Genomic DNA, 21,057 nt, shown 5'->3' with positions numbered 1-21,057 from the left:
ACCCTAAGCTTTTCGCATCGACGAAAAGCAACCGTGATGGAAACAGCAATGAACTGGACCTGGTTTCACAAGCTCGGCTCGCCCAAATGGTTCTACGGCATCAGTGGCAAACTGCTGCCGTGGTTGAGCCTCTTCGCCGTGTTGCTGATCGGCATCGGCCTGGTCTGGGGCTTGGCTTTCGCGCCGCCGGACTACCAGCAAGGCAACAGCTTTCGCATCATCTATATCCACGTGCCCGCCGCGATGCTGGCCCAGTCCTGCTACGTGATGCTCGCCGTGTGCGGCATCGTCGGCCTGGTGTGGAAGATGAAACTCGCCGACGTCGCCCTGCAATGCGCCGCGCCGATCGGTGCGTGGATGACTGCCGTGGCGCTGGTCACCGGCGCCATCTGGGGCAAGCCGACCTGGGGCTCGTGGTGGGTGTGGGATGCGCGACTAACGTCCATGCTGATCCTGCTGTTCCTGTACTTCGGTCTGATTGCCTTGGGCAACGCCATCAGTAATCGTGACAGCGCCGCCAAGGCCTGCGCGGTGCTGGCGATTGTTGGCGTGATCAACATCCCGATCATCAAATATTCGGTGGAGTGGTGGAACACCCTGCACCAGGGCGCCACCTTCACCCTCACCGAAAAACCGGCAATGCCCGTGGAAATGTGGGCGCCGCTGCTGCTGATGGTGCTGGGGTTCTACTGCTTCTTCGGCGCGGTGCTGTTGCTGCGCATGCGCCTCGAAGTGCTCAAGCGCGAAGCCCGCGCCAGTTGGGTCAAGGCCGAAGTGCAACACAGCCTGGGAGCGCGCGGATGAGTTTTGCTTCGTTCAGTGATTTTCTCGCCATGGGCCACCACGGCCTGTACGTCTGGACGGCCTATGGCATCTGCCTGGCGGTGCTGGCCCTCAACGTCGCCGCGCCGATCCTGGCGCGCAAGCGTTACCTGCAACAAGAGGCGCGTCGTCTGCGCCGGGAGACCGAAAAGTGAATCCGCTGCGTAGAAAGCGTCTGTTGATCATCCTTGCCATCCTGGCCGGCGTCGGCATTGCCGTGGCCCTGGCCTTGAGCGCCCTGCAACAGAACATCAACCTGTTCTACACCCCGACCCAGATCGCCAACGGCGAAGCTCCGCTGGACACGCGCATCCGCGCCGGCGGCATGGTCGAGGCCGGCTCCTTGAAGCGCTCCGGTGATTCCCTCGACGTCACCTTCGTGGTCACCGACTTCAGCAAGTCCGTGACCATCAGCTACCGCGGCATCCTCCCGGACCTGTTCCGCGAAGGCCAGGGCATCGTCGCCCTGGGCAAGCTCAACGCCGACGGCGTGGTGGTGGCCGATGAAGTGCTGGCCAAGCACGATGAAAAATACATGCCGCCTGAGGTGACCAAAGCCCTCAAGGACAGCGGCCAGTCCGCCCCCACCCCCGCCAAGGAGGGTTGAGTCATGAACGCCGCTTTGTTTATTCCCGAACTCGGCCAGTTGGCGATGATCCTCGCGCTGTGCTTTGCCATCGTGCAAGCCGTGGTGCCGTTGCTCGGCGCCTGGCGCGGTGACCGCCTGTGGATGAGCCTGGCGCAGCCGGCCGCCTGGGGCCAGTTCGCGTTCCTGCTGTTCGCGTTTGGTTGCCTGACCTACGCGTTTATGACCGACGACTTTTCCGTCAGCTATGTCGCGAACAACTCCAACACCGCCTTGCCCTGGTATTACAAGTTCAGCGCCGTGTGGGGCGCCCACGAAGGGTCGTTGCTGCTGTGGGCGTTGATCCTCGGCGGCTGGACCTTCGCCGTGTCGGTGTTCTCGCGCCAACTGCCGCAAGTCATGCTGGCCCGGGTGCTGGCGGTGATGGGCATGATCAGCATCGGCTTCCTGCTGTTCCTGATCATGACCTCCAACCCGTTCAGCCGCATCCTGCCGCAGATCCCCACCAACGGGCACGACCTCAACCCGCTGCTGCAAGACATCGGCCTGATCGTGCACCCACCGATGCTCTACATGGGTTACGTCGGTTTCTCCGTGGCCTTCGCCTTCGCCATCGCCGCCTTGCTCGGTGGGCGCCTGGATGCGGCGTGGGCGCGCTGGTCGCGACCGTGGACCATCGTCGCCTGGGCCTTCCTCGGCATCGGCATCACCCTCGGTTCGTGGTGGGCCTATTACGAACTCGGCTGGGGCGGCTGGTGGTTCTGGGACCCGGTGGAAAACGCGTCCTTCATGCCATGGCTGGTGGGCACGGCGTTGATTCACTCGCTGGCCGTCACCGAAAAACGCGGCGTGTTCAAGAGCTGGACCGTGCTGCTGGCCATCGCGGCATTTTCCCTCAGCCTGCTCGGCACGTTCCTCGTGCGTTCGGGTGTGCTGACCTCGGTGCATGCGTTTGCTTCCGACCCGGCGCGGGGCATCTTCATCCTGATCTTCCTGCTGTTTGTGGTCGGTGGTTCCCTGACCCTGTTTGCCCTGCGCGCGCCGGTGGTCAAGAGCCAGGTCGGCTTCAACCTGTGGTCGCGGGAAACCCTGCTGCTGGGCAACAACCTGGTGCTGGTGGTGGCGGCGTCGATGATCCTGCTCGGCACCCTGTACCCGTTGGTGCTGGATGCGCTGAGCGGCGCCAAGCTGTCCGTCGGCCCGCCGTATTTCAACGCGTTGTTTATCCCGTTGATGGGCTTGTTGATGGTGGTGATGGCGGTCGGCGTGCTGGTGCGCTGGAAAGACACCCCGGTGAAATGGCTGGCGGGCATGCTGATGCCAGTACTGCTCGGCAGCGTGGCCCTGGCGGTGATCGCCGGCTTTGCCTACGGCGACTTCAACTGGGCGGTGCTCGCCACCTTCCTGCTCGCCGCCTGGGTGCTGCTGGCCGGTGTGCGTGACATCTTCGACAAGACCCGCCACAAAGGTCTGCTCAAGGGTTTGCCAAGCCTGACCCGCAGCTACTGGGGCATGCAGATCGCCCACATCGGCATCGCCGTGTGCGCCCTCGGCGTGGTGCTGTCCAGCCAGAACAGCGCCGAGCGCGACCTGCGCCTGGCGCCGGGCGAGTCCATGGACCTGGCCGGTTACCACTTCATCTTTGAAGGCGCCAAGCACTTCGAAGGGCCGAACTTCACGTCAGACAAAGGCACCGTGCGCGTAGTCCGTAACGGCAAGGAAGTGGCCGTGCTGCACCCGGAAAAACGCCTGTACACCGTGCAGAGTTCGATGATGACCGAAGCCGGCATCGACGCCGGTTTCACCCGTGACCTCTATGTGGCACTCGGCGAACCGCTGGGCGACGGTGCCTGGGCGGTGCGTGTGCATGTGAAGCCGTTTGTGCGTTGGATCTGGTTCGGCGGCCTGCTCACCGGTTTCGGTGGTTTGCTGGCGGCGCTGGATCGGCGTTATCGGGTCAAGGTCAAGAGCCGGGTGCGTGAAGCCCTCGGCCTGCAGGGAGCGGCGGTATGAAACGTTGGTTGATGGCGATCCCCCTGATCGTGTTTTTGCTGGGCGCGGTGGTCTTGTATCGCGGCCTCTACCTGGACCCGTCCGAGCTGCCGTCGGCGATGATCGGCAAGCCGTTCCCGGCGTTCAGCCTGCCCACCGTGCAGGGCGACAAGACCCTGACCCAGGCCGACCTGCTGGGCAAACCGGCGCTGGTCAACGTGTGGGGCACCTGGTGCATCTCCTGCCGCGTTGAACACCCGGTGCTCAACAAGCTGGCCGAGAAAGGCGTGGTGATCTACGGCATCAACTACAAGGACGACAACGCCGCCGCCTTGAAGTGGCTGGCGGAGTTCCACAACCCGTACCAGTTGGATATCCGCGATGAGGACGGCAACCTCGGCCTCAACCTCGGCGTGTACGGCGCCCCAGAAACCTTCTTTATCGATGCCAAGGGCGTAATCCGCGACAAGTACGTCGGCGTGATCGACGAAGTGGTGTGGCGCGAGCAACTGGCCGCCAAGTACCAGGCGCTGGTCGATGAGGCCAAGCCATGAAGCGTCTGTTAGCCGCCGCTGTGTTGGCGCTGGGCCTGGCCGGCGTGGCCCACGCCGCCATCGACACCTACGAATTTGCCAACGACGCCGAGCGCGAGCGTTTCCGCGACTTGACCAAGGAACTGCGCTGCCCCAAGTGCCAGAACCAGGACATCGCTGACTCCAACGCGCCCATCGCCACCGACCTGCGCCGCGAGATCTTCCGCATGCTGGGGGAGGGCAAGGACAACCAGCAGATCATCGACTTCATGGTCGACCGCTACGGTGACTTCGTGCGCTACAAACCGGCGCTCACCGGCAAGACCGCGCTGCTCTGGTTCGGCCCCGCCGGGCTGTTGCTGAGCGGTGTGGTGGTGATGGCCGTGATCATCCGCCGCCGCCGCGCCGCGCCGACTGACGGCTCCGACGCGCTGTCCCCCGAAGAGCGTAAACGTCTCGACCAATTGCTGGACACCAAGACTGATGATTGATTTCTGGCTCGCAGCCGGCTTGCTGCTTCTGATTGCCCTGAGTTTCCTGTTGATCCCTGTGCTGCGCGGCCGCCGTGCCCAGCGCGAAGAGGATCGCACCGCGCTGAACGTGGCGCTGTACCAGGAACGCGTCGCCGAGCTGCAAGTGCAGCAGGACGAAGGCGTGCTCAACGCCGCCCAACTCGACACCGGCCGCGCCGAAGCTGCGCGCGAACTGCTCGCCGACACCGAAGGCGTGGAAAAGCCCCGCGAATCGCGCCTGGGCAAACCGCTGCCGTTGCTCGCCGCGTTCCTGGTGCCGGTGTTGGGCGTGAGCCTGTACCTGCATTTCGGCGCCAGCGACAAGGTCGAACTGACCCGCGAATTCTCCCAGCCGCCGGTGTCCATGGAAGACATGACCCAGCGCCTGGAACGCGCCGCCATCGCCCAACCGGACTCGCCGGAAGGCCTGTACTTCCTCGGTCGCGCCTACATGGCCCAGGACCGCGCGGCCGATGCGGCCAAGGTCTTCGAGCGCGCAGCGGCCCTCGCCGGGCGCCAGCCGGAACTGCTTGGCCAGTGGGCCCAGGCGCAGTACTTTGCCGACAACAAACAGTGGTCGCCCAAGGTCCAGGCCTTGACCGACGAAGCGCTGAAGCTGGACCCCAAGGAAGTCACCAGCCTCGGCCTGCTGGGTATCGCCGCCTTTGAAGGCCAGCGCTACCAGGAAGCGATCGACTACTGGAGCCGCCTGCTGGCGCAACTGCCGGCCGAAGATGGCTCCCGCGCCGCACTGCAAGGCGGTATCGACCGCGCCGCCGACAAGCTCAAGGAAAGTGGTGGTAGCGTCGCGCAAAAAGCCTTGCTCAAAGTCCGCGTGGACCTGGCGGCGGACGTGAAGGCCAACGCCCTGCCAAGCGACAGCGTGTTCATCTTCGCCCGCGCCGTGTCCGGCCCGCCGGCACCGTTGGCGGCCAAGCGCGTCACCGTCGCCGAACTGCCGATCACCGTCGAACTGGGCGATGCCGACGCGATGATGCCGCAGTTGAAACTGTCGAACTTCCCCGAAGTCCAACTGGTTGCGCGCATATCCCGGGCCGGTCTTCCGACCGCTGGCGAGTGGATCGGCCGCAGCCAACCCTTGGCCAGCACCACCACTGCACTGCAGCAGCTGACCATCGACAGTCCGGACAAGTAATTTCGAGGAAACGCCCATGACCGCATTCGCACGTATCACCCTGCTCAGCCTGGTATTGGGCTTGAGTGCTTGTGCGGTCCACCGGCCACCGCCCGCGCCGACCGGCCCGACCATCCCGCCGTCGGGCCCGGCGACGCAGCCGAGCACCAAGCCCAGCACCCCGGTGACCGCGCCGCCGAAAAAACCGGTGCCGACCTCTTCACCGACCTTCGCCCCACCACCGGGTGCGGCGAGCCACTGGGATGGCACCATGAAGGTCTACGTGCTGGATGACCAGCCCGACACCTTCTACCGCCAGCGTACGTATTACCGCTGGAGCAACGGCTGGAGCCGCTCCATCAGCCCGAACGGGCCGTGGGAAGAGACCAATGTGCAGGGCGTGCCGCCGGGGCTCAGCAAAAAGTACGCGCAATAGCCAAAGGCGACCTTCGGGTCGCCTTTTTCATGCCTTTGAAACACCTTCTTCAATTCAACGAAGATCAACTGTGGGAGCCGGGCTTGCCCGCGATGGCGGTGTGTCAGGCGCGGAATTCATTGCAGGTATACCGCTATCGCAGGCAAGCCAGCTCCCACAGGGGATCGGGGCAGTTGCTATCATCGCGAATCCCACAGAACCGCGAGATGGACCTCATGCACCTACACGTCGTACGCCACGGCGAAACCTGGGCCAACGCCGAGCAACGCTACCTCGGTGCGCTCGACCCGGAACTGACCGAACGCGGTCGGGAACAAGCCTTTTCCCTCAGCCAAAATTTACCCGCCGGCATCGACGCGCTGATCGTCTCCCCACGCTTGCGCGCCCAGCAAACCGCGCAGATTCTTAACCAGGCGTTGAACCTTGAACTCGTGACAATGGACAGCTTTCGCGAACGCTATGTGGGCGTGTTCGAGGGCCTGACCCAGGCGGAGGCAAAAGCGCAGTACCCGCAGCTCTGGGCACAGAACATCACGCGCCAATGGGCCGTCGGTCCAACAGGCGGTGAGTCGATCGCCGAGGTTGTTGCCCGTGTACACCAAGGCTTGGCCGAGCTGGTGGCACGTTATCCTTCGGGCACTGTGTTGTTGGTGGCCCATGGTTTCGTGGCCAAGGTGATCCGTGGATTGGCGCTTGGGGACTTTGCGGACTTTTATGACTGGCAACTGGAGAACGGCGACAGGCTGCTGCTGGAAAATTTCTACCCCATGGCACTGCCCACCAGTGCGCTGCTGTAAAGTGGCCGCCGCCGGCGGGCTGACCGGCAACAGGTAAAGAGGGTGTGTGGATGGCAGGCAGGTTGATCTATCTCATCGGACCATCGGGTTCGGGCAAGGACAGCCTGTTGGACGCCGCGCGACCGCACCTGGCCGAGCGCGGCTGCCGCATTGTGCGCCGCGTCATCACCCGTTCGGCGGAGGCGGTGGGCGAGGCCGCGCAAGGGGTGAGCCCGGCGCAGTTTGCCGCGATGGACGCCGAGGGCGCGTTTGCCCTGAGTTGGCAAGCGAATGGTTTGTCCTACGGCATTCCCAAGGAAATCGACGACTGGCTGGCGGCCGGGGACGACGTGCTGGTCAATGGCTCCCGCGCGCACCTGGCGCAGACCCGCGCGCGATATCCGAGCTTGTTGGTGTTGTTGCTGACGGTGGATCAGGCGGTGTTGCGCCAGCGCTTGATTGCCCGTGGACGTGAGTCGTTGGCGGACATTGAGGCGCGCCTGGCGCGTAATGCGCAGTTCACCGCAGAGCTGATCGCCGACAATGCGTCGGGGTTGTTTGTGCTGGATAACTCCGGGCCGTTGGCGCATACGGTCGAGCGCTTGTTGTGTTGCCTGGAGCCGCAGCATTCGATTTGAATGGCGCATACCAACGTGGGAACACATGTCTTGAAGGGGCCTTGCTTGCACCTTGTCAATAATCGGGTGGAACCTGTCAGTAACGTATACAACGTCAGAAAGAAATACTTGTTTTAAACTGCAGATGGGCTTGCATCCTACGCAGTATTTTAAACTTTACTTGCACATGATATTGCAGGTGGAGTGGTGTATTTCTTCGTGTTGATGAGTTTGGTTGGGGGGTGTGGTTTTAACTTTCTCCATTGATTTTATTGTTGGCAAAAACAGGTAGTTATGCTGTTTTTATATCGTGTTAGTTTATTTTTTTTGTAAGTCTTTTTTCTTTCTTGTTGCTAAATTTCAACTGTGTTTCTTCTTGTTTATTTTGCTTCTGCTGTGTGTGGGAAGATAAGTTCGGCTGCCGGCTGAAAGCTCGGTAGTTGTCGGCCATGTTGTGGGTCGTCGAAAAGAAAATTAATTTAAAGGTTGAATTATGAGTTCTTCTGTTACGCCATCTTTACCCTGCTGTGTGATCCCTCCCATGTTCGATGGATTACCTGAGAAACCCGACCACACGTTTTCCAATGGCAGTTCAAAAAAACCTAGTTTCACCACAGACCAAGCTGCAGCACATATCACCCGTGGCGGTTATAAGTTTCATGACCGGAACGATGATCAGAAAATCGTGATCTCTTATCGCTTTGAGGGTGGGATGACGGCAGGACAGAAAGAACGATGCATATTGTCCTTGCAGGCATGGGGTGATCTCGCCAATGTCACGTTTCAGGAAAGCACCGACAACACGGATGGATCTATCACGATTAAAGATATTCCGGGGCATGGCGGTGGCTGGGCAACACTGCCGAATAAATACTTCTTTAATGGACAGGCAAATATTGGTACCGGGGGCGCAGAGAGTAATCCAACGTTGGGCAGTTATTTTCCATTTGTCGCGGCACATGAACTTGGCCATGCGCTCGGCCTTGAACATCCCGGGGGCTATAATGGCGGGGGCTCTTACGATCGCAGTGCCGAGTATGCCGAGGACACGCGAGCCCGCAGCGTGATGAGCTATTGGTCCGAGCGTAATCAAGCTGGCCATGACTTCGATGAGCGGATGCCCGCCGCTCCGATGATGGATGACATTGCCGCGATCCAACGCATTTATGGCGTTAATACAAAAACCCGAAATACCGATACGACCTATGGCTTCAACTCCAACAGCGAGCGTGATTTTTATAGCCTGAAAGGGGCGGATGACAAGCCGATCTTCTGTGTCTGGGACGGCGGCGGGGTAGACACCCTGGACTTTTCGGGCTTTATCCAGAATCAAGTCATCAACCTCAATGCTGAAGCGTTCTCCGACGTGGCAGGGCTCAAAGGCAACGTCTCGATTGCCAAAGGCGTAACGATTGAAAACGCGTTCGGCGGGGCAGGCAATGACACCTTGACCGGAAATCAGGCGGACAATCGCCTGAGGGGCGGTGGTGGCGCGGACACCCTGTCGGGTGGTGGTGGCGCCGACACGTTTGCGTACGATCAGGCGAGCGACTCTACGCCCGAGGCGCCCGATGTGCTTGCGGATTTCACCACCGGTACTGACAAGATCGATGTTTCCGGCATGCTCAGAAAAGCCGGGATTAAAGCACTCAACTTCGGGGCACTGGCCGGGCGTCCGGGGGACGCGGTGCTGACCTTTGACCATGCAAGCGGTGAGGGGAGTCTGGCCATTGACCTGTCGGGCAATGGCAAGGCTGATTTCCTGGTGAAAAGCAAAGGCCAGATCAATCCTGGTGATGTGTTGGGACAAGGCGGCAAGCCCGATGATCCCAAGCCAAAGCCGAGCAATGTGAATACCACCTACGGTTTCAACTCTACCAGTGGTCAGGCTGACTCCACCCTCACGTCGCCTGAGGATAAACCTCGGTTCAAGGTCAAGGATGAGGGCGGTATTGATACGTTGGATTTTTCGGGTTTTGCGCAGAATCAGATTATTGACCTGCACGCCGGGTCGTTTTCAGACGTCGGTGGGATGAAGGGCAATGTGTCGATCGACAGTTCGACGACCCTTGAAAACGCGGTGGGAGGGACGGGGAATGACCTGTTGATCGGTAACCAGGTCGGTAATCGATTAAAGGGCGGCGGCGGTGCTGACAAGCTATGGGGAGGCGGCGGTGCGGACACCTTCGTGTATGACAAGGTCAATGATTCCACCCCCGATTCTCCTGACTTGCTGATGGATTTTGAATCGGGCAGGGACAAGATCGACGTGTCCGCCTTGATGCGCGAGGCCGGGGGCAAAAAGCTGGAGTTCGTGAACACGTTTTCGGGGCGCGCAGGCCAGGCTGTCTTGAGTTTCGACAGCGAAATCGGCGTGGGTAGCCTTGCCATTGACGTGACGGGGGACGGCAAGGCTGACCTGCTGATCAAAACGCTGGGTCAGATTAAACCGGGCGATGTGGTGGGGCATGACGGGGGGAAGGACCCAGATCCTAAGCCAGATCCCAAGCCGGATCCCAAGCCAGATCCCAAGCCGGATCCCAAGCCGGATCCCAAGCCGGATCCCAAGCCGGATCCCAAGCCAGATCCCAAGCCGGATCCCAAGCCAGATCCCAAGCCAGATCCCAAGCCGGATCCCAAGCCAGATCCCAAGCCGGATCCCAAGCCGGATCCCAAGCCGGATCCCAAGCCGGATCCCAAGCCAGATCCCAAGCCGGATCCCAAGCCAGATCCTAAACCGGACCCAAAACCAGAGCCCACTACAGAAAAAACTGAAGATACCATCTACGGTTTCAACTCCAATACCGGCAAGCCGCACATGACGCTTACGTCCGCCGACGACAAGCCTGATTTCGTTGTGCACGACAAAACGGGTAACGACACGGTCGACTTTTCCGGATTCAGCCAGCACCAAACCATTAGCTTGCGTGGAGGCACCCACTCCAGCGTGGGTGGGTTGAAGGACAACATTTTCATCACCCGCAAAACAGTGATTGAAAATGCCATTGGCGGTAGTGGCAACGACCGGATTATCGGCAACAGGGCCGATAACATCCTGGTTGGTGGCCCCGGCGCCGATCATCTTGAGGGCGGTGGTGGTTGGAATACCTTCAAGTACAACGCGGCGTCCGACTCAACCCGCGACAGTGCCGACCTGCTACTGGACTTCACGACCGGCAAGGACAAAATTGACTTGGTGGCCATGAGCAAGCGCGCGGGTGTCGTATTGATCTACGTCGATAAATTTACCGGCAAGGCGGGGGAGACCATGATCAAGCTCAATCCGGCCACGTCTCGATACATGCTGGTGGTCGATTTGACGGGTGATGGAAATATCGACTTTCTCATCAAGAGTACGCGCTTGATCAGCCCGGAAGATGTCGTGGGGCTGACGACACGTCCTGAAAACCTGCTGAGTTGTAATGGACTGATAGAGGCTTGAGGCCGTCGTAGCACCCAGTCGAAACCAGCCGTCTTGAGACTAGGGCGGCTGGTTTACTGTTGATGCGATGGTGCTCAGGCTACGACCGGAGCGGCGTGGCGTGAGCACTGTGGAACCGCAACAACGCCACCAGCGGGAACGCGCTGCCCACCAAAGCTACGCCCAGCCAGCCGCCGTGTTTGTACACGCCGCTGGCAATCGCCGAGCCGAAGGCGCCTGCGAGTTGTCACACGGGTATTCCAAATCGTGTCATCAATGCCTTGCGGCCCTTGGGCGTCAGCCCCAGCGCGCGGCTATCCAGATCCTGAGTCAGCCATTCCTTGCGGAGCGCACTGTGCAGCAGCGCCGCACCCAGCGCGCCGGCCAGGTGGGGGCGGCGCATGCTCCAGTCCAGGCAACCACAGGCAAAACGCCGGCGTTGGGCGTGCAGTGCAGGGAGATCAATCCCGAGTTCAAGCATGGCTTTTTCGCCGGGTGGGCTGAGCTGGTAAGTCCCTTCGCCGATCAGCCAGCCGGCTGCGATGAAGTGGTCATGCAACTGCACCGCCAGCGTCCCGGCCATGTGGTCGTAACACGTACGCGCGAACTGCAAGCGGCTTGGTGTGTTCGGCACAAACGCCTTGGCGCTCTGGCGGCTGATCACCATCAACCCTTCAATGGCCTGGGCGATATGCGACCCCGCGAGGCTGTAGTAACGGTGGCGGCCCTGAGTGTGCAACGTGATCAGCCCATCGTCCTTGAGCCTGGCCAGATGGGCGCTGGCGGTGGACGCACGGACCTCGGCAATCGCCGCCATTTCGGTACTGGTGCGCGCGTGGCCGTCCATCAGCGCGCAGAGCATTTTCGTACGTGCGGGTTCGGCAATCGCACCGGCAATTTGTGAGAGGGCGGCGTCTTCGTCGTGGCCGTTCATATTTCGTTCCTGAGCGAATCGTTGCCGTGCGGGAGGGCGGATAGTAACGGTTCTTCATGAGAACAGGATGTGCTGAATGACACCGTTGCAAGCTGCGACCCATGCTGATCCCTATGGCTATTACGCCGGTTTGCGGCGCAATGCGGGCTTGCTGTTCGACGTCGGCCTAGGGCTGTGGGTCGCCAGCCGCGCGCAGACGGTCGAGGCGGTGTTGGTCCATCCCGACTGCGGCGTACGGCCATTGCATGAACCGGTGCCTGCCGCGATTGCGCAACGCGCCGCGGGCCAGGTGTTTGCGCAACTGATGCGCATGAACGAAGGCGTTGCCCATCGCTGCCCACGGGCCGCCGTCCAGCCGGCGCTGGCGGGTGTGAGTGCACGGCAGGTTGCCGGCGCCGTGCAGCACCTCTGCGGTGATGCTACTCAGTTGGACGACTGGATGTTTCGCCTGCCGGTGTCGGTGATAGCCCATTTGCTCGGCTTTCCCGGTGATCAGTTGGGTGTGGTCGCCGAGCTGACGCGGAATTTTGTCGCCTGCCTCTCACCGTTGAGTGACGAAGCGCAACTGCGCAACGCCGATCTCGGGGCTTCGCAGTTGCGGCAGATGTTCAGCGATGTGTTCGAAGAAACCGCGCTGCTGGCGGCCATTCGCAGCGGTGAGTGGTTGGGCGCAGACGTGCTGAATGCCAACCTGATCGGCCTGTTGTCGCAGACCTGCGAAGCAAGCGCCGGCCTGATCGGCAATACACTAGCGGTGCTCGCTCGGCGGCCCGACCTGCTGGAGCAGGTGCAACGCACGCCGGCACTGGCGATGGCGCTGGTGGAAGAAGTGGCACGCTACGACGCACCGGTGCAAAACACCCGGCGATTTGTGGCGCGGCGCTGCACGATTGGCGGTCAAGTCCTGGAAGTGGGCGATACGATTCTGGTGCTTCTGGCGTCGGCCAACCGGGACGGCGATGCCAACCCGGACCCCGACAGCTTCCTGCTTGAGCGCCCGCAGCGGCGAATATTCAGCTTTGGCGTGGGCCGGCATCATTGTCCCGGCCAGCAGCTCGCGCTGACGCTTGCTTCACAGGTGATTCTGGCGTTGTTGCAGCGCCAGCCGGTCTTGCCCGTTCCGTTCAGCTATTGGCCGTCGCTGAATGGTCGCATCCCCCGGTTTCACCACGCAGCTCCGAGCCTGCACGATGTGAACGGGTAGCTTTTTCAACATTCAGCAAAACAGCCGTCAGTCAGTCCTGCGTATTTTGTGCTTGAGTAAATATAACTCTAGGGTTACTTTTATTCGGGCCACGCCAAGGAGGCTGCGGTGCAAAGCAGGTTATTGATCAAGGAACTGCAAGAGGCAGGTTGGGTGTTGGATCGGGTCACGGGCAGCCATCATATTTTTACCCATCGCTATAACCCGTACACGATCCCGGTGCCTCACCCCAAGAAGGACCTGCCGTTGGGCACCGTCAGAAGCATCAGGAAACGCGCCGGCTTGTTTGAGTTTTAAGGAGAGCATTCATGCAATACCCAATCTGTATCGAATGGGGCGATGACTTCACCGCCACCGGTATTCAGATCCCCGATATTCCGGGCGCCGTCACCGCCGGGGACAGTTTTGAAGAGGCGTACAACGCGGCCGTGGAAGTGGCCCACATCATGCTGCAAGAAATCGCCGCCGAGGGCGGGCCGATTCCGATGCCCACCTCGGTGGCCAATCATCACGCTCACGAAGACTATGCCGGCATGGGCTGGGGCATGTTGGAGCTGGATATCTCGCCCTATCTGGGCAAGACCGAGAAGGTCAATGTGACCTTGCCCGGTTATGTCATCCAGCGTATCGACCGCTATGTGCGCGAGCACAAGGTCAAAAGCCGCTCGTCATTCCTGGCGGATGCGGCCTTGGAGAAGTTGGTGCGTTCGTGACAAATGCGCTCGGCGGGTGCCAGGTTGGGTCCGGTCAGGTGTGGCGCGCAATGTTGAGTGGATATGTCCCGCTCGATGGGGAAATGGAGAAGTTCAATAACGTCGATTTCTAAGACTTTGTTTTTTCTGTTTTAGAACAATTGGATGTGTCGCTGAAGTTAGTGTTGTTGAATATATATTGCAACTGATTGAATGCTTGTGATACTGCATGTCTCAAAAGTTTTAAGTGTTTCGACTGTAACTGAAAACAGCTTGGTGTGGCGCTTTTTAGTGTGCAAGTTTATCTCGGTAACGGTTGGCCAGCCTGGCATGGTGCCGGGCTGGCCAGTGCGTTATTTCTTGTTTCTAAAACATAAGGGCGCAGCACAATGAATGTTTCTAATCCAATCGCAATGAAGACGTTCTGTGGTTTACCTAAATCCGATGCTGGTTCATATGGCGTAGGCTTCAATCACAAGCAGTCCTTCACGACAGACCAGGCGGCCAAGCAAATCACACGTGAAAACTTGCGTTTCCATGACCGTAACAGCGACCAGTCAATCGATCTGAACTACAAGGTTGACGAGAGTTTCAGTACCCGGCAGAAGCAACGCGTTCGCCAGGCGGTCCAGGCTTGGCAGGATGTGGCAAATATCAATTTCCGGGAAGGTCCGGGCAACACGGACGGTGCCGTCCACATCTATAACAACCCGCGGGGCGATCGTGGCGTCGCCACCTCCCCCCATCGTTCCGTTACCCGTACCACGGCGACGGTTGGCACCGCCGGCGAGAGCGGTTCGCCTGCGCTGAGCAGCCACTTCATGCTGACCGCCGTTCATGAAATAGGTCACGCCATTGGCCTGCAACACCCAGGTAACTACAACGGCGAGGGTGCCAATTACACCAACGGTGCGGTGTACGCTCAGGACACACAAGCACGCACCGTGATGAGTTACTGGTCGGAGCGAAACCAGCCGGGTCACGACTTCAATTCGCTGAAACCGTCCGCGCCCATGATGGATGACATTGCGGCGGTCCAGCGCCTGTACGGGGCCAATCACAAAACCCGTGCCACAGACACCACCTACGGCTTCAATTCCAATACCGAGCGTGAGGCCATGAGCCTGAAAAGCGCGAGGGACAAGCCCATTTTCTGCGTGTGGGATGGGGGCGGGATCGACACCCTGGATTTTTCCGGGTTTTCCCAAGCCCAGAAGATCGACCTGAATGCAGAGTCGTTTTCTGATGTTGCGGGGTTGAAGGGCAATGTGTCGATCGCCCGGGGATGCCTGGTTGAAAACGCTGTCGGCGGTTCCGGCCCGGATAAAATTGTCGGCAATCAGGTCGCCAATCGCCTCAAGGGAGGCGCCGACGCCGACTCACTGAGAGGAGGAGACGGTGCGGATACGTTTGTCTACGACAAGGCCAGTGATTCCACGCCGCAGCGGCCTGATACGCTCGAGGACTTCACTAGCGGCAGCGATAAGATCGACGTGTCGGGGGCGATGAAAGAAGCGGGGGTGCGAGCCCTTGTGTTCACGGATCGGTTCAGCGGACGTGCGGGTGAGGCGGTACTCAAGCACGACGCCAGTTCCGGCCGCTCAAGCCTGGCGATTGACCTGAAGGGCAGCGGCAGCGCGGATCTGTTGATCAACAGCAAACGCGAGATCCGGGCTGGCGATGTAGTGTGGGTAGGCAGCCCCCCAGAGGTTGGTCCTGCACCGGCCCCAGCTCCCATACCGGCACCAATGCCTACACCTACACCTACACCTACACCTGCGCCCCCCCAGCCACTGGATTCAATCGTGGAAAATCAGGCTCACATGGCCCAGATGCTTGCCAAGGTAGTGTCTGCATTCATTTTGCAGTTGCTAGGTTTTTTTTCGCGACTTTCAGGCCAAGTGCCCACGGGTAAGCAGCGTGTGTGAGACAGGCTGTAATCCAGCTGCACCACTGATCAGGCTGCGACCACCGCAACCTGGCGGGAAACACTCAAGAACCGCAACAACGCCACCAGCGGGAACGCGCTGCCCACCAGCATCACGCCCAGCCAGCCGCCGTGTTCGTACACGCTGCTGGCAATCGCCGAGCCGAAGGCGCCCCCGATGAAGATGCTGGTCATGTACAGCGCGTTCAGGCGGCTGCGGCTGTTGGCGTCGAGGGCGTAGATCGCGCGTTGGCCGAGGACCATGTTCATCTGCACGCAGAAGTCCAGCACCACCCCGGTGACGGCCAGGCCGATCACGCTGTACAGCGGGTGGACGAAGGCCGGCAGAAAGCTCAACGCGGCAAACAGCATGGCCAGCAACGAAGCGCGGTGGGTGTGGCCCGCATCCGCCAGGCGGCCGGCGATGGGCGCGGCGATGGCGCCGAGGGCACCGACCAGGGCAAACAGGGCGATCTCGCTTTGGCTCAGGCCGTGATTGCGCGCCAGTTCCAGCGGCGCGGCGGTCCAGAACAGGCTGAAGGTGGCGAACATACCACCCTGGTAGAACGCCCGTTGGCGCAGCACTGGTTGCTTGCGCAGCAGGGTGCCGAGGGAACGCAGCAACTGGCCGTAGGTGGCGCTGTGGTCCGGCTGGCGCTTGGGGATGGTGATCAGCAGGACCACGCTGATAAACGCCATCAACCCGGCTGCAGCCATGAACATCGCGCGCCAGCCGAAGTGGTCGGCCACGACGCTGGACACTGGTCGCGCCAGCAGGATGCCGAGCAACAGGCCGCCCATGATGCTGCCGACTACCCGGCCACGGGACTCGGCCGGCGCCAGGTGCGCGGCCAGCGGGATGAGGATCTGCACCGACACCGAGCTGAAGCCGATCAGCAACGACACCAGCAGGAACAGGTTCGGCTGCTGGATAAACGCCGCACCGAGCAGGCTGGCGATGGCGAGCACTGTGGTGCTGATCATCAGCTTGCGGTTTTCCAGTAAGTCGCCCAGGGGCACCAGGAAAAACAGGCCAAGGGCGTAGCCGATTTGTGTCAGCGACACGATCAGGCTGGCCATGGCCGGTGTGAGGCCGATGTCCGGGGCGATCAGTTCGATGATCGGCTGCGCATAGTAGATGTTGGCAACGATGGCGCCGCAGCAGAACGCAAACAGCATCACCATCCCGCGGGTCATGGTGCTTGAGGCGTGTGGGGTAGCGTTCATGGTGGTCTCATAAAAGCGAAGGAAGATGGCGTGCGAGAGTAAAGACAAGGCCCGTTGGGCAGAAGGCTGCTGGCGGTGATAACACTCATGCCGCAAATTAATGACTGAATCGTTAACTTTCGCCTCGAACGGCGATGATACATTCAGACACAACTGCCGAAACAGGAAATCCCATGAAGATCACGCTGAACAAGATGCTCCTGGCTTCAACCCTCGCCGCCGCCATGGTCATGGGCCTGGCCCACGCCGCCGAAGCGCCGCGCGTGGGCGTGCGCGGTGCCATCACCGCCATCGACGGTGACGCCATGCACGTCAAGGTCAACAGCGGCGAAGACGTCACCGTGCTGTTGACCCCGGCCACCCAGGTGCGCGCCGTGACCTTGGCCAAGATCGATGAGATCAAGCCGGGCAGCTACATCGGCTCCGCCGCCATGCCCAACGCCGACGGCAGCCTGACCGCGCTGGAAGTGCACGTGTTCCCACCGGCGATGGCCGGCACCGGTGACGGGCACCGAGCGTTTGATTTGAAGGAAGGCAGCAGCATGACCAACGGCACGGTGGGTGACCTGGTGGTGAGCAACGGGCGCACGCTGACGGTGAAGTACAAGGGCGGTGAGCAGAAGATCGTGGTGCCGGAGGATGTGCCGATCGTCAACCTGGAACCGGGGGATCGCAGCCTGTTGAAGGCGGGGGTGAAGGTGGTGTTGTTTGCGGCGAAGGGCGCGGATGGGACGATTACGGCGCAGGCCATCTCCGCCGGCAAGGATGGCGTGACACCACCGATGTGAAGGTTTTTACGTATAGGCCGATTCCGACGCTCTTATAGGTCTCGTCTGGCAAGACCGCATGACACATCCGCTCTAGATTCGTCGCCTGCATCTTTGCAGGCTGAATCAGGATGGGAACGTCATCATGCGGACGATCAAGGTAGTGGTGCTGTGGGCGTTTGTGCCGGGAGTCATGGCTGTCGCCGAGCAAAAGCTTACGAATATCAGTAACGAGTCCTACGTCGAACGGATGGCCGCCGCCAGCGCAGCCGCTTGGCCAAGGTTGGCGACCATGGAGCGCTTGAAGCGACAGACCGGATTTTATGCGCAGGCGCAAATTCTGGTTTACGACGGTACGGCCGCCTGGTTGATCGATGCAAATGGCTACAAAGCGATTGCCGTGGAACCGGTGCAAGCGCTTGGCTTGTCATCGGACTACAAGACCTTTCAACAACTGTCGTGGGACGGTCGCCCGACGGTCTACATGGCGCTAGGCCGTGAGTTGCCTGAGCAAGAGGTGCAATACCTGCTTGGCCATCCTGCTGCCGTGCCTGAGTTGTTTGCATTGGCAACCCATGAAGCCTTTCATTTTTTTGCGCAGAAGGGGTGGCAACTGGCTTCGGGCTCGCGCGCCGGGCGCTATCCAGTACAGGCGTTGCCCCGGCAGTACCGGCAGCAGCTGATCCGCGCCTTATATGCCTCACTGCAAGGCGATGCCGACGCGCTGGGTAAGGCGCGCTACTGGCATGACCGTTGGCAGGCCGAGTTCCCCCAGGAGGCGCAGGACATCCACTTTTACGACATTGTCGAAGGCACCGCCGAATACATTGAGGGGCTCGCCCGGCGGCTGGCGAGTGGTGTCCCGGACACGCCTGAAGCGTGGGCGCAAAGTGTGCGGACGCGCTTCCCGGATGCTGCGGTGTTGTCGTTGGACGGCGAAAGCTACGCATTGGGGGCCTTGGCCATTTACCTGTTGGAAGGCACGGATGCGTCGGGGTGGCAGGCAATCGTCGAGGGGCAGGCGCCAGCGCAACGCTTGTTGGCGTCCGTGGCGCCAAGGGGCGATGTTCCGGACACGAGGCTCAATCAACGAATCGCGGAGGATGTGAGTGAGCGTAACCGGCATCTGGCACCGGTCATCGACCCTGTCGTCAGCCAGTTGCAGGATGCCGCTACCCTACGTCTGTTGGTGCCGATGGCGTCTGTTGCGGGGTCCATCGGCCTGAGTGGCAGCTACCAGGTGGAACAGGTGCCCGAAGAGTTTTTCGTGGGTTTACTGGCGCGGTTTTCGCTGCCGGGAGGCCATGTCACATTCGACGGCGCGACAGTTGCGCTGGCGGTCAGCAAGTCCTGCGGCGAGGAGGGCGGGTTTGTGGTGGTGCCATTCGCTGCTGGGGAGTTTGCGGACCGGCAGGCTAGGCGTCTGCAAGTGAAAAGGCAGGGGATGGAGATCGACGTGCCTTTCCCCGAAAAAGGCGATGGCAATGTCTGGTGTGTCCGTGCGTAAAAGTAAAAGCCCCTGGATTCAGGGGCTTTTGGCTGACTCAGGCTTTATTGGCCGCTGTAGATCTGGTCAAACACCCCACCATCATTGAAGTGGGTTTTCTGCACGGTGCGCCAGTCACCAAAGGTCTTCTCCACCGACAGGAAGTCGACTTTCGGGAAGCGGTCGGTGTACTTGGCCAGCACTTTCGGGTCACGTGGACGCAGGTAATTGTTGGCCGCGATTTCCTGGCCTTCTGCCGACCACAGGTACTTCAAGTAGTCTTCGGCTGCCGCGCGTGTGCCTTTCTTCTCGACCACTTTGTCGACCACCGACACCGGTGGCTCGGCTTCGGCGGAGACGCTTGGGTAGATCACTTCGAACTGGTCACGGCCGAATTCACGGGCGATCATTTCCGCTTCGTTCTCGAACGTCACCAGCACGTCGCCGATCTGGTTGGTCATGAACGTGGTGGTGGCGGCACGGCCGCCGGTATCGAGTACCGGTGCTTGTTTGAACAGCTTGCCGACAAAGGCCTTGGCCTTGTTTTCGTCGCCGCCGTTCTTCAGCACATAACCCCAGGCCGACAGGTAGGTGTAGCGGCCGTTACCCGAGGTTTTCGGGTTGGGCACGATCACTTGCACGCCATCTTTCAACAGGTCTGGCCAGTCTTTCAGGGCTTTTGGGTTGCCTTTGCGCACGATGAATACGGTGGCGGAGGTGAACGGTGCGCTGTTGTTCGGCAGGCGGGTGACCCAGTTGTCCGGCACCAGTTTGCCGTTGTCCACCAGGGCGTTGATGTCGGTGGCCATGTTCATGGTGATCACGTCAGCGGGCAGGCCGTCGATCACCGAACGCGCTTGTTTGCTCGAACCGCCGAAGGACATTTGCAAGGTCAGCTTGTCGTCTGGGTGCTCGGCGTCCCAGTGCTTCTGGAACGCGGCGTTGTAGTCCTTGTAGAAATCGCGCATCACGTCGTAGGAGACGTTAAGCAGTGTCACGGGGGCAGCCTGGACGGCGCCCGCCAGGGCAAGACCGGCGGCCAGTAGGGAGGCGCTTACGAGTTTTTTCACTGCTCATTCCTTGTTGTTCGAGAAGATGACGGCAATTTGCCAGCGACTATAGCCGGGCCTGCATAGACGTTTAAAGATTAAAACGCACTTTGCTTATTCCACTTTACGAAAAAGATTACTCCCACAGCGTGCGCAGAATGCCGCGTTGGGCTCATGGCTGCTTTTCTTGCACACCGGGCAGTCGTGTTGCAGCTGCTCACCGCGCATGGCACTGGCCAGTTCGGCGGTGAAAATCCCGGTGGGCACGGCAATGATCGAATAACCGGTGATCATCACCAGCGAAGAAATCACCTGGCCCAAGGGCGTCTTCGGCACGATATCGCCAAAGCCCACGGTGGTCAGGGTCACGATGGCCCAGTAGATGCCCTTGGGAATGCTGGTAAAGCCGTGTTCCGGGCCTTCGATCACGTACATCAGGGTGCCGAACACCGTCACCAGGGTGCACACGCTGACCAGGAACACCACGATCTTCTGCTTGCTGCCGCGCAGCGCCGCCATCAGGTAGTTGGCCTGCTTGAGGTAGGGGCTGAGCTTGAGCACACGGAAGATGCGCAGCATGCGGATGATGCGGATGATCAACAGGTACTGCGCGTCGCTGTAATACAGGGCGAGGATGCCCGGCACGATGGCCAGCAAGTCCACCAGCCCGTAAAAGCTGAAGGCATAGCGCAACGGCTTGGGCGAGCAATACAGCCGCAGCCCGTACTCGATGGCGAAGATGATGGTGAAGCCCCACTCGATGTAGGCCAGCACGTCGGCGTAGTTCTGGTGCACCTCGTCGATGCTGTCGAGCATCACGATCACCAGGCTGGCGAGGATGATCAGCAGCAAGATGCCGTCAAAGCGCCGCCCGGCATTGGTGTCGGTCTGGAAAATCATGACGTAGAGCCGTTGGCGCCAGTCGTTGTTGCTGTCCATAA

The 21,057-nt window shown here is 60.5% G+C and carries 21 protein-coding genes; 17 read left to right on the top strand and 4 right to left on the bottom strand.

Translation table 11 applies throughout. From position 1 onward, the window contains the following. The first annotated feature begins 48 nt into the window (after window positions 1-48). The 11 genes from B348_RS0101365 (at window position 49) to B348_RS1000000131875 (ending at window position 10,851) form a co-directional block, all read left to right on the top strand. The gene (locus B348_RS0101365; protein WP_017734374.1) at window positions 49-804 is read left to right on the top strand and encodes a heme ABC transporter permease; all 756 of its coding nucleotides are present in this window, start codon (window positions 49-51) and stop codon (window positions 802-804) included. After that, on the top strand, window positions 801-977 hold the full coding sequence (gene ccmD, locus B348_RS0101360) for a heme exporter protein CcmD (protein WP_003172771.1): 177 nt from the start codon (window positions 801-803) through the stop codon (window positions 975-977). Before B348_RS0101365 ends, ccmD begins: the two co-directional genes overlap by 4 nt. Then, the gene (gene ccmE / locus B348_RS0101355) at window positions 974-1,429 is read left to right on the top strand and encodes a cytochrome c maturation protein CcmE (protein ID WP_026136470.1); all 456 of its coding nucleotides are present in this window, start codon (window positions 974-976) and stop codon (window positions 1,427-1,429) included. Before ccmD ends, ccmE begins: the two co-directional genes overlap by 4 nt. A 3-nt stretch (window positions 1,430-1,432) precedes the next feature. Next, window positions 1,433-3,421: a heme lyase CcmF/NrfE family subunit gene (locus tag B348_RS0101350; RefSeq protein ID WP_017734372.1), complete on the top strand. Its 1,989-nt coding sequence runs from the start codon at window positions 1,433-1,435 to the stop codon at window positions 3,419-3,421. Next, window positions 3,418-3,954: a DsbE family thiol:disulfide interchange protein gene (locus B348_RS0101345; RefSeq protein WP_017734371.1), complete on the top strand. Its 537-nt coding sequence runs from the start codon at window positions 3,418-3,420 to the stop codon at window positions 3,952-3,954. Before B348_RS0101350 ends, B348_RS0101345 begins: the two co-directional genes overlap by 4 nt. Then, window positions 3,951-4,424 (top strand): cytochrome c-type biogenesis protein, encoded by a 474-nt coding sequence (locus B348_RS0101340; RefSeq protein ID WP_017734370.1) that lies wholly within the window; start codon window positions 3,951-3,953, stop codon window positions 4,422-4,424. Before B348_RS0101345 ends, B348_RS0101340 begins: the two co-directional genes overlap by 4 nt. Next, complete coding sequence (ccmI, locus tag B348_RS0101335; RefSeq protein WP_017734369.1) at window positions 4,417-5,601, top strand: c-type cytochrome biogenesis protein CcmI; 1,185 nt, start codon at window positions 4,417-4,419, stop codon at window positions 5,599-5,601. Before B348_RS0101340 ends, ccmI begins: the two co-directional genes overlap by 8 nt. 16 nt (window positions 5,602-5,617) lie before the next feature. Continuing rightward, a complete protein-coding gene (locus B348_RS0101330; protein ID WP_017734368.1) occupies window positions 5,618-6,016 on the top strand; it encodes a hypothetical protein in 399 nt (132 codons plus the stop codon). Window positions 6,017-6,231: 215 nt separating this feature from the next. After that, window positions 6,232-6,813, top strand: coding sequence for a histidine phosphatase family protein (locus B348_RS0101325; protein WP_026136469.1), 582 nt, complete (start codon window positions 6,232-6,234; stop codon window positions 6,811-6,813). Window positions 6,814-6,863: 50 nt separating this feature from the next. Then, a complete protein-coding gene (gene phnN, locus B348_RS0101320; protein ID WP_017734366.1) occupies window positions 6,864-7,430 on the top strand; it encodes a phosphonate metabolism protein/1,5-bisphosphokinase (PRPP-forming) PhnN in 567 nt (188 codons plus the stop codon). 520 nt (window positions 7,431-7,950) lie between these two features. After that, window positions 7,951-10,851, top strand: a complete 2,901-nt coding sequence (locus B348_RS1000000131875) for a M10 family metallopeptidase C-terminal domain-containing protein (RefSeq protein ID WP_081609186.1) — start codon at window positions 7,951-7,953, stop codon at window positions 10,849-10,851. A gap of 226 nt (window positions 10,852-11,077) precedes the next feature. Here B348_RS1000000131875 and B348_RS0101310 read toward each other — a convergent pair whose 3' ends face one another. Continuing rightward, entirely contained in the window at window positions 11,078-11,764 is a 687-nt protein-coding gene (locus tag B348_RS0101310; RefSeq protein ID WP_017734365.1) for a helix-turn-helix transcriptional regulator, read from the bottom strand. Between the two features lie 76 nt (window positions 11,765-11,840). On the opposite strand from B348_RS0101310, the gene B348_RS0101305 reads away from it, so the two are divergent. The 4 genes from B348_RS0101305 to B348_RS0101290 all read left to right on the top strand — a co-directional run bounded on the left by B348_RS0101305 (window position 11,841) and on the right by B348_RS0101290 (window position 15,588). Further along, window positions 11,841-12,968, top strand: coding sequence for a cytochrome P450 (locus tag B348_RS0101305; protein ID WP_017734364.1), 1,128 nt, complete (start codon window positions 11,841-11,843; stop codon window positions 12,966-12,968). 108 nt (window positions 12,969-13,076) lie between these two features. Further along, window positions 13,077-13,265, top strand: a complete 189-nt coding sequence (locus B348_RS0101300) for a type II toxin-antitoxin system HicA family toxin (protein WP_026136468.1) — start codon at window positions 13,077-13,079, stop codon at window positions 13,263-13,265. 11 nt (window positions 13,266-13,276) lie between these two features. Then, window positions 13,277-13,681: a type II toxin-antitoxin system HicB family antitoxin gene (locus B348_RS0101295; protein WP_016978509.1), complete on the top strand. Its 405-nt coding sequence runs from the start codon at window positions 13,277-13,279 to the stop codon at window positions 13,679-13,681. Window positions 13,682-14,049: 368 nt separating this feature from the next. Then, entirely contained in the window at window positions 14,050-15,588 is a 1,539-nt protein-coding gene (locus B348_RS0101290; protein ID WP_032864665.1) for a M10 family metallopeptidase C-terminal domain-containing protein, read from the top strand. A 29-nt stretch (window positions 15,589-15,617) separates the two neighbouring features. Here B348_RS0101290 and B348_RS0101285 read toward each other — a convergent pair whose 3' ends face one another. Beyond that, the gene (locus B348_RS0101285) at window positions 15,618-16,814 is read right to left on the bottom strand and encodes an MFS transporter (protein ID WP_026136467.1); all 1,197 of its coding nucleotides are present in this window, start codon (window positions 16,812-16,814) and stop codon (window positions 15,618-15,620) included. 173 nt (window positions 16,815-16,987) lie between these two features. Between B348_RS0101285 and B348_RS0101280 the strand changes: the two genes are divergently transcribed. Then, window positions 16,988-17,602 carry a DUF5666 domain-containing protein gene (locus B348_RS0101280; RefSeq protein WP_017734360.1) on the top strand — a complete coding sequence of 205 codons (615 nt, stop codon included), beginning with the start codon at window positions 16,988-16,990 and terminating at the stop codon, window positions 17,600-17,602. A gap of 124 nt (window positions 17,603-17,726) precedes the next feature. After that, entirely contained in the window at window positions 17,727-19,088 is a 1,362-nt protein-coding gene (locus B348_RS0101275; protein WP_017734359.1) for a hypothetical protein, read from the top strand. Window positions 19,089-19,132: 44 nt separating this feature from the next. On the opposite strand, the gene B348_RS0101270 is transcribed toward B348_RS0101275, so the two are convergent. Together B348_RS0101270 and B348_RS0101265 are read right to left on the bottom strand one after the other, a co-directional pair. Further along, window positions 19,133-20,137 carry a sulfate ABC transporter substrate-binding protein gene (locus B348_RS0101270; protein ID WP_017734358.1) on the bottom strand — a complete coding sequence of 335 codons (1,005 nt, stop codon included), beginning with the start codon at window positions 20,135-20,137 and terminating at the stop codon, window positions 19,133-19,135. A 93-nt stretch (window positions 20,138-20,230) separates the two neighbouring features. After that, entirely contained in the window at window positions 20,231-21,055 is an 825-nt protein-coding gene (locus B348_RS0101265) for an ion transporter (protein WP_017734357.1), read from the bottom strand. Between the last annotated feature and the right edge of the window lie 2 nt (window positions 21,056-21,057).

It is taken from the genome of Pseudomonas sp. CBZ-4 (genome assembly GCF_000346755.1).
Taxonomy (GTDB): Bacteria; Pseudomonadota; Gammaproteobacteria; order Pseudomonadales; family Pseudomonadaceae; genus Aquipseudomonas.
The sequence above is the reverse complement of the archived record's forward strand: the minus strand, read 5'-3'. Positions and strand labels throughout refer to the sequence as shown.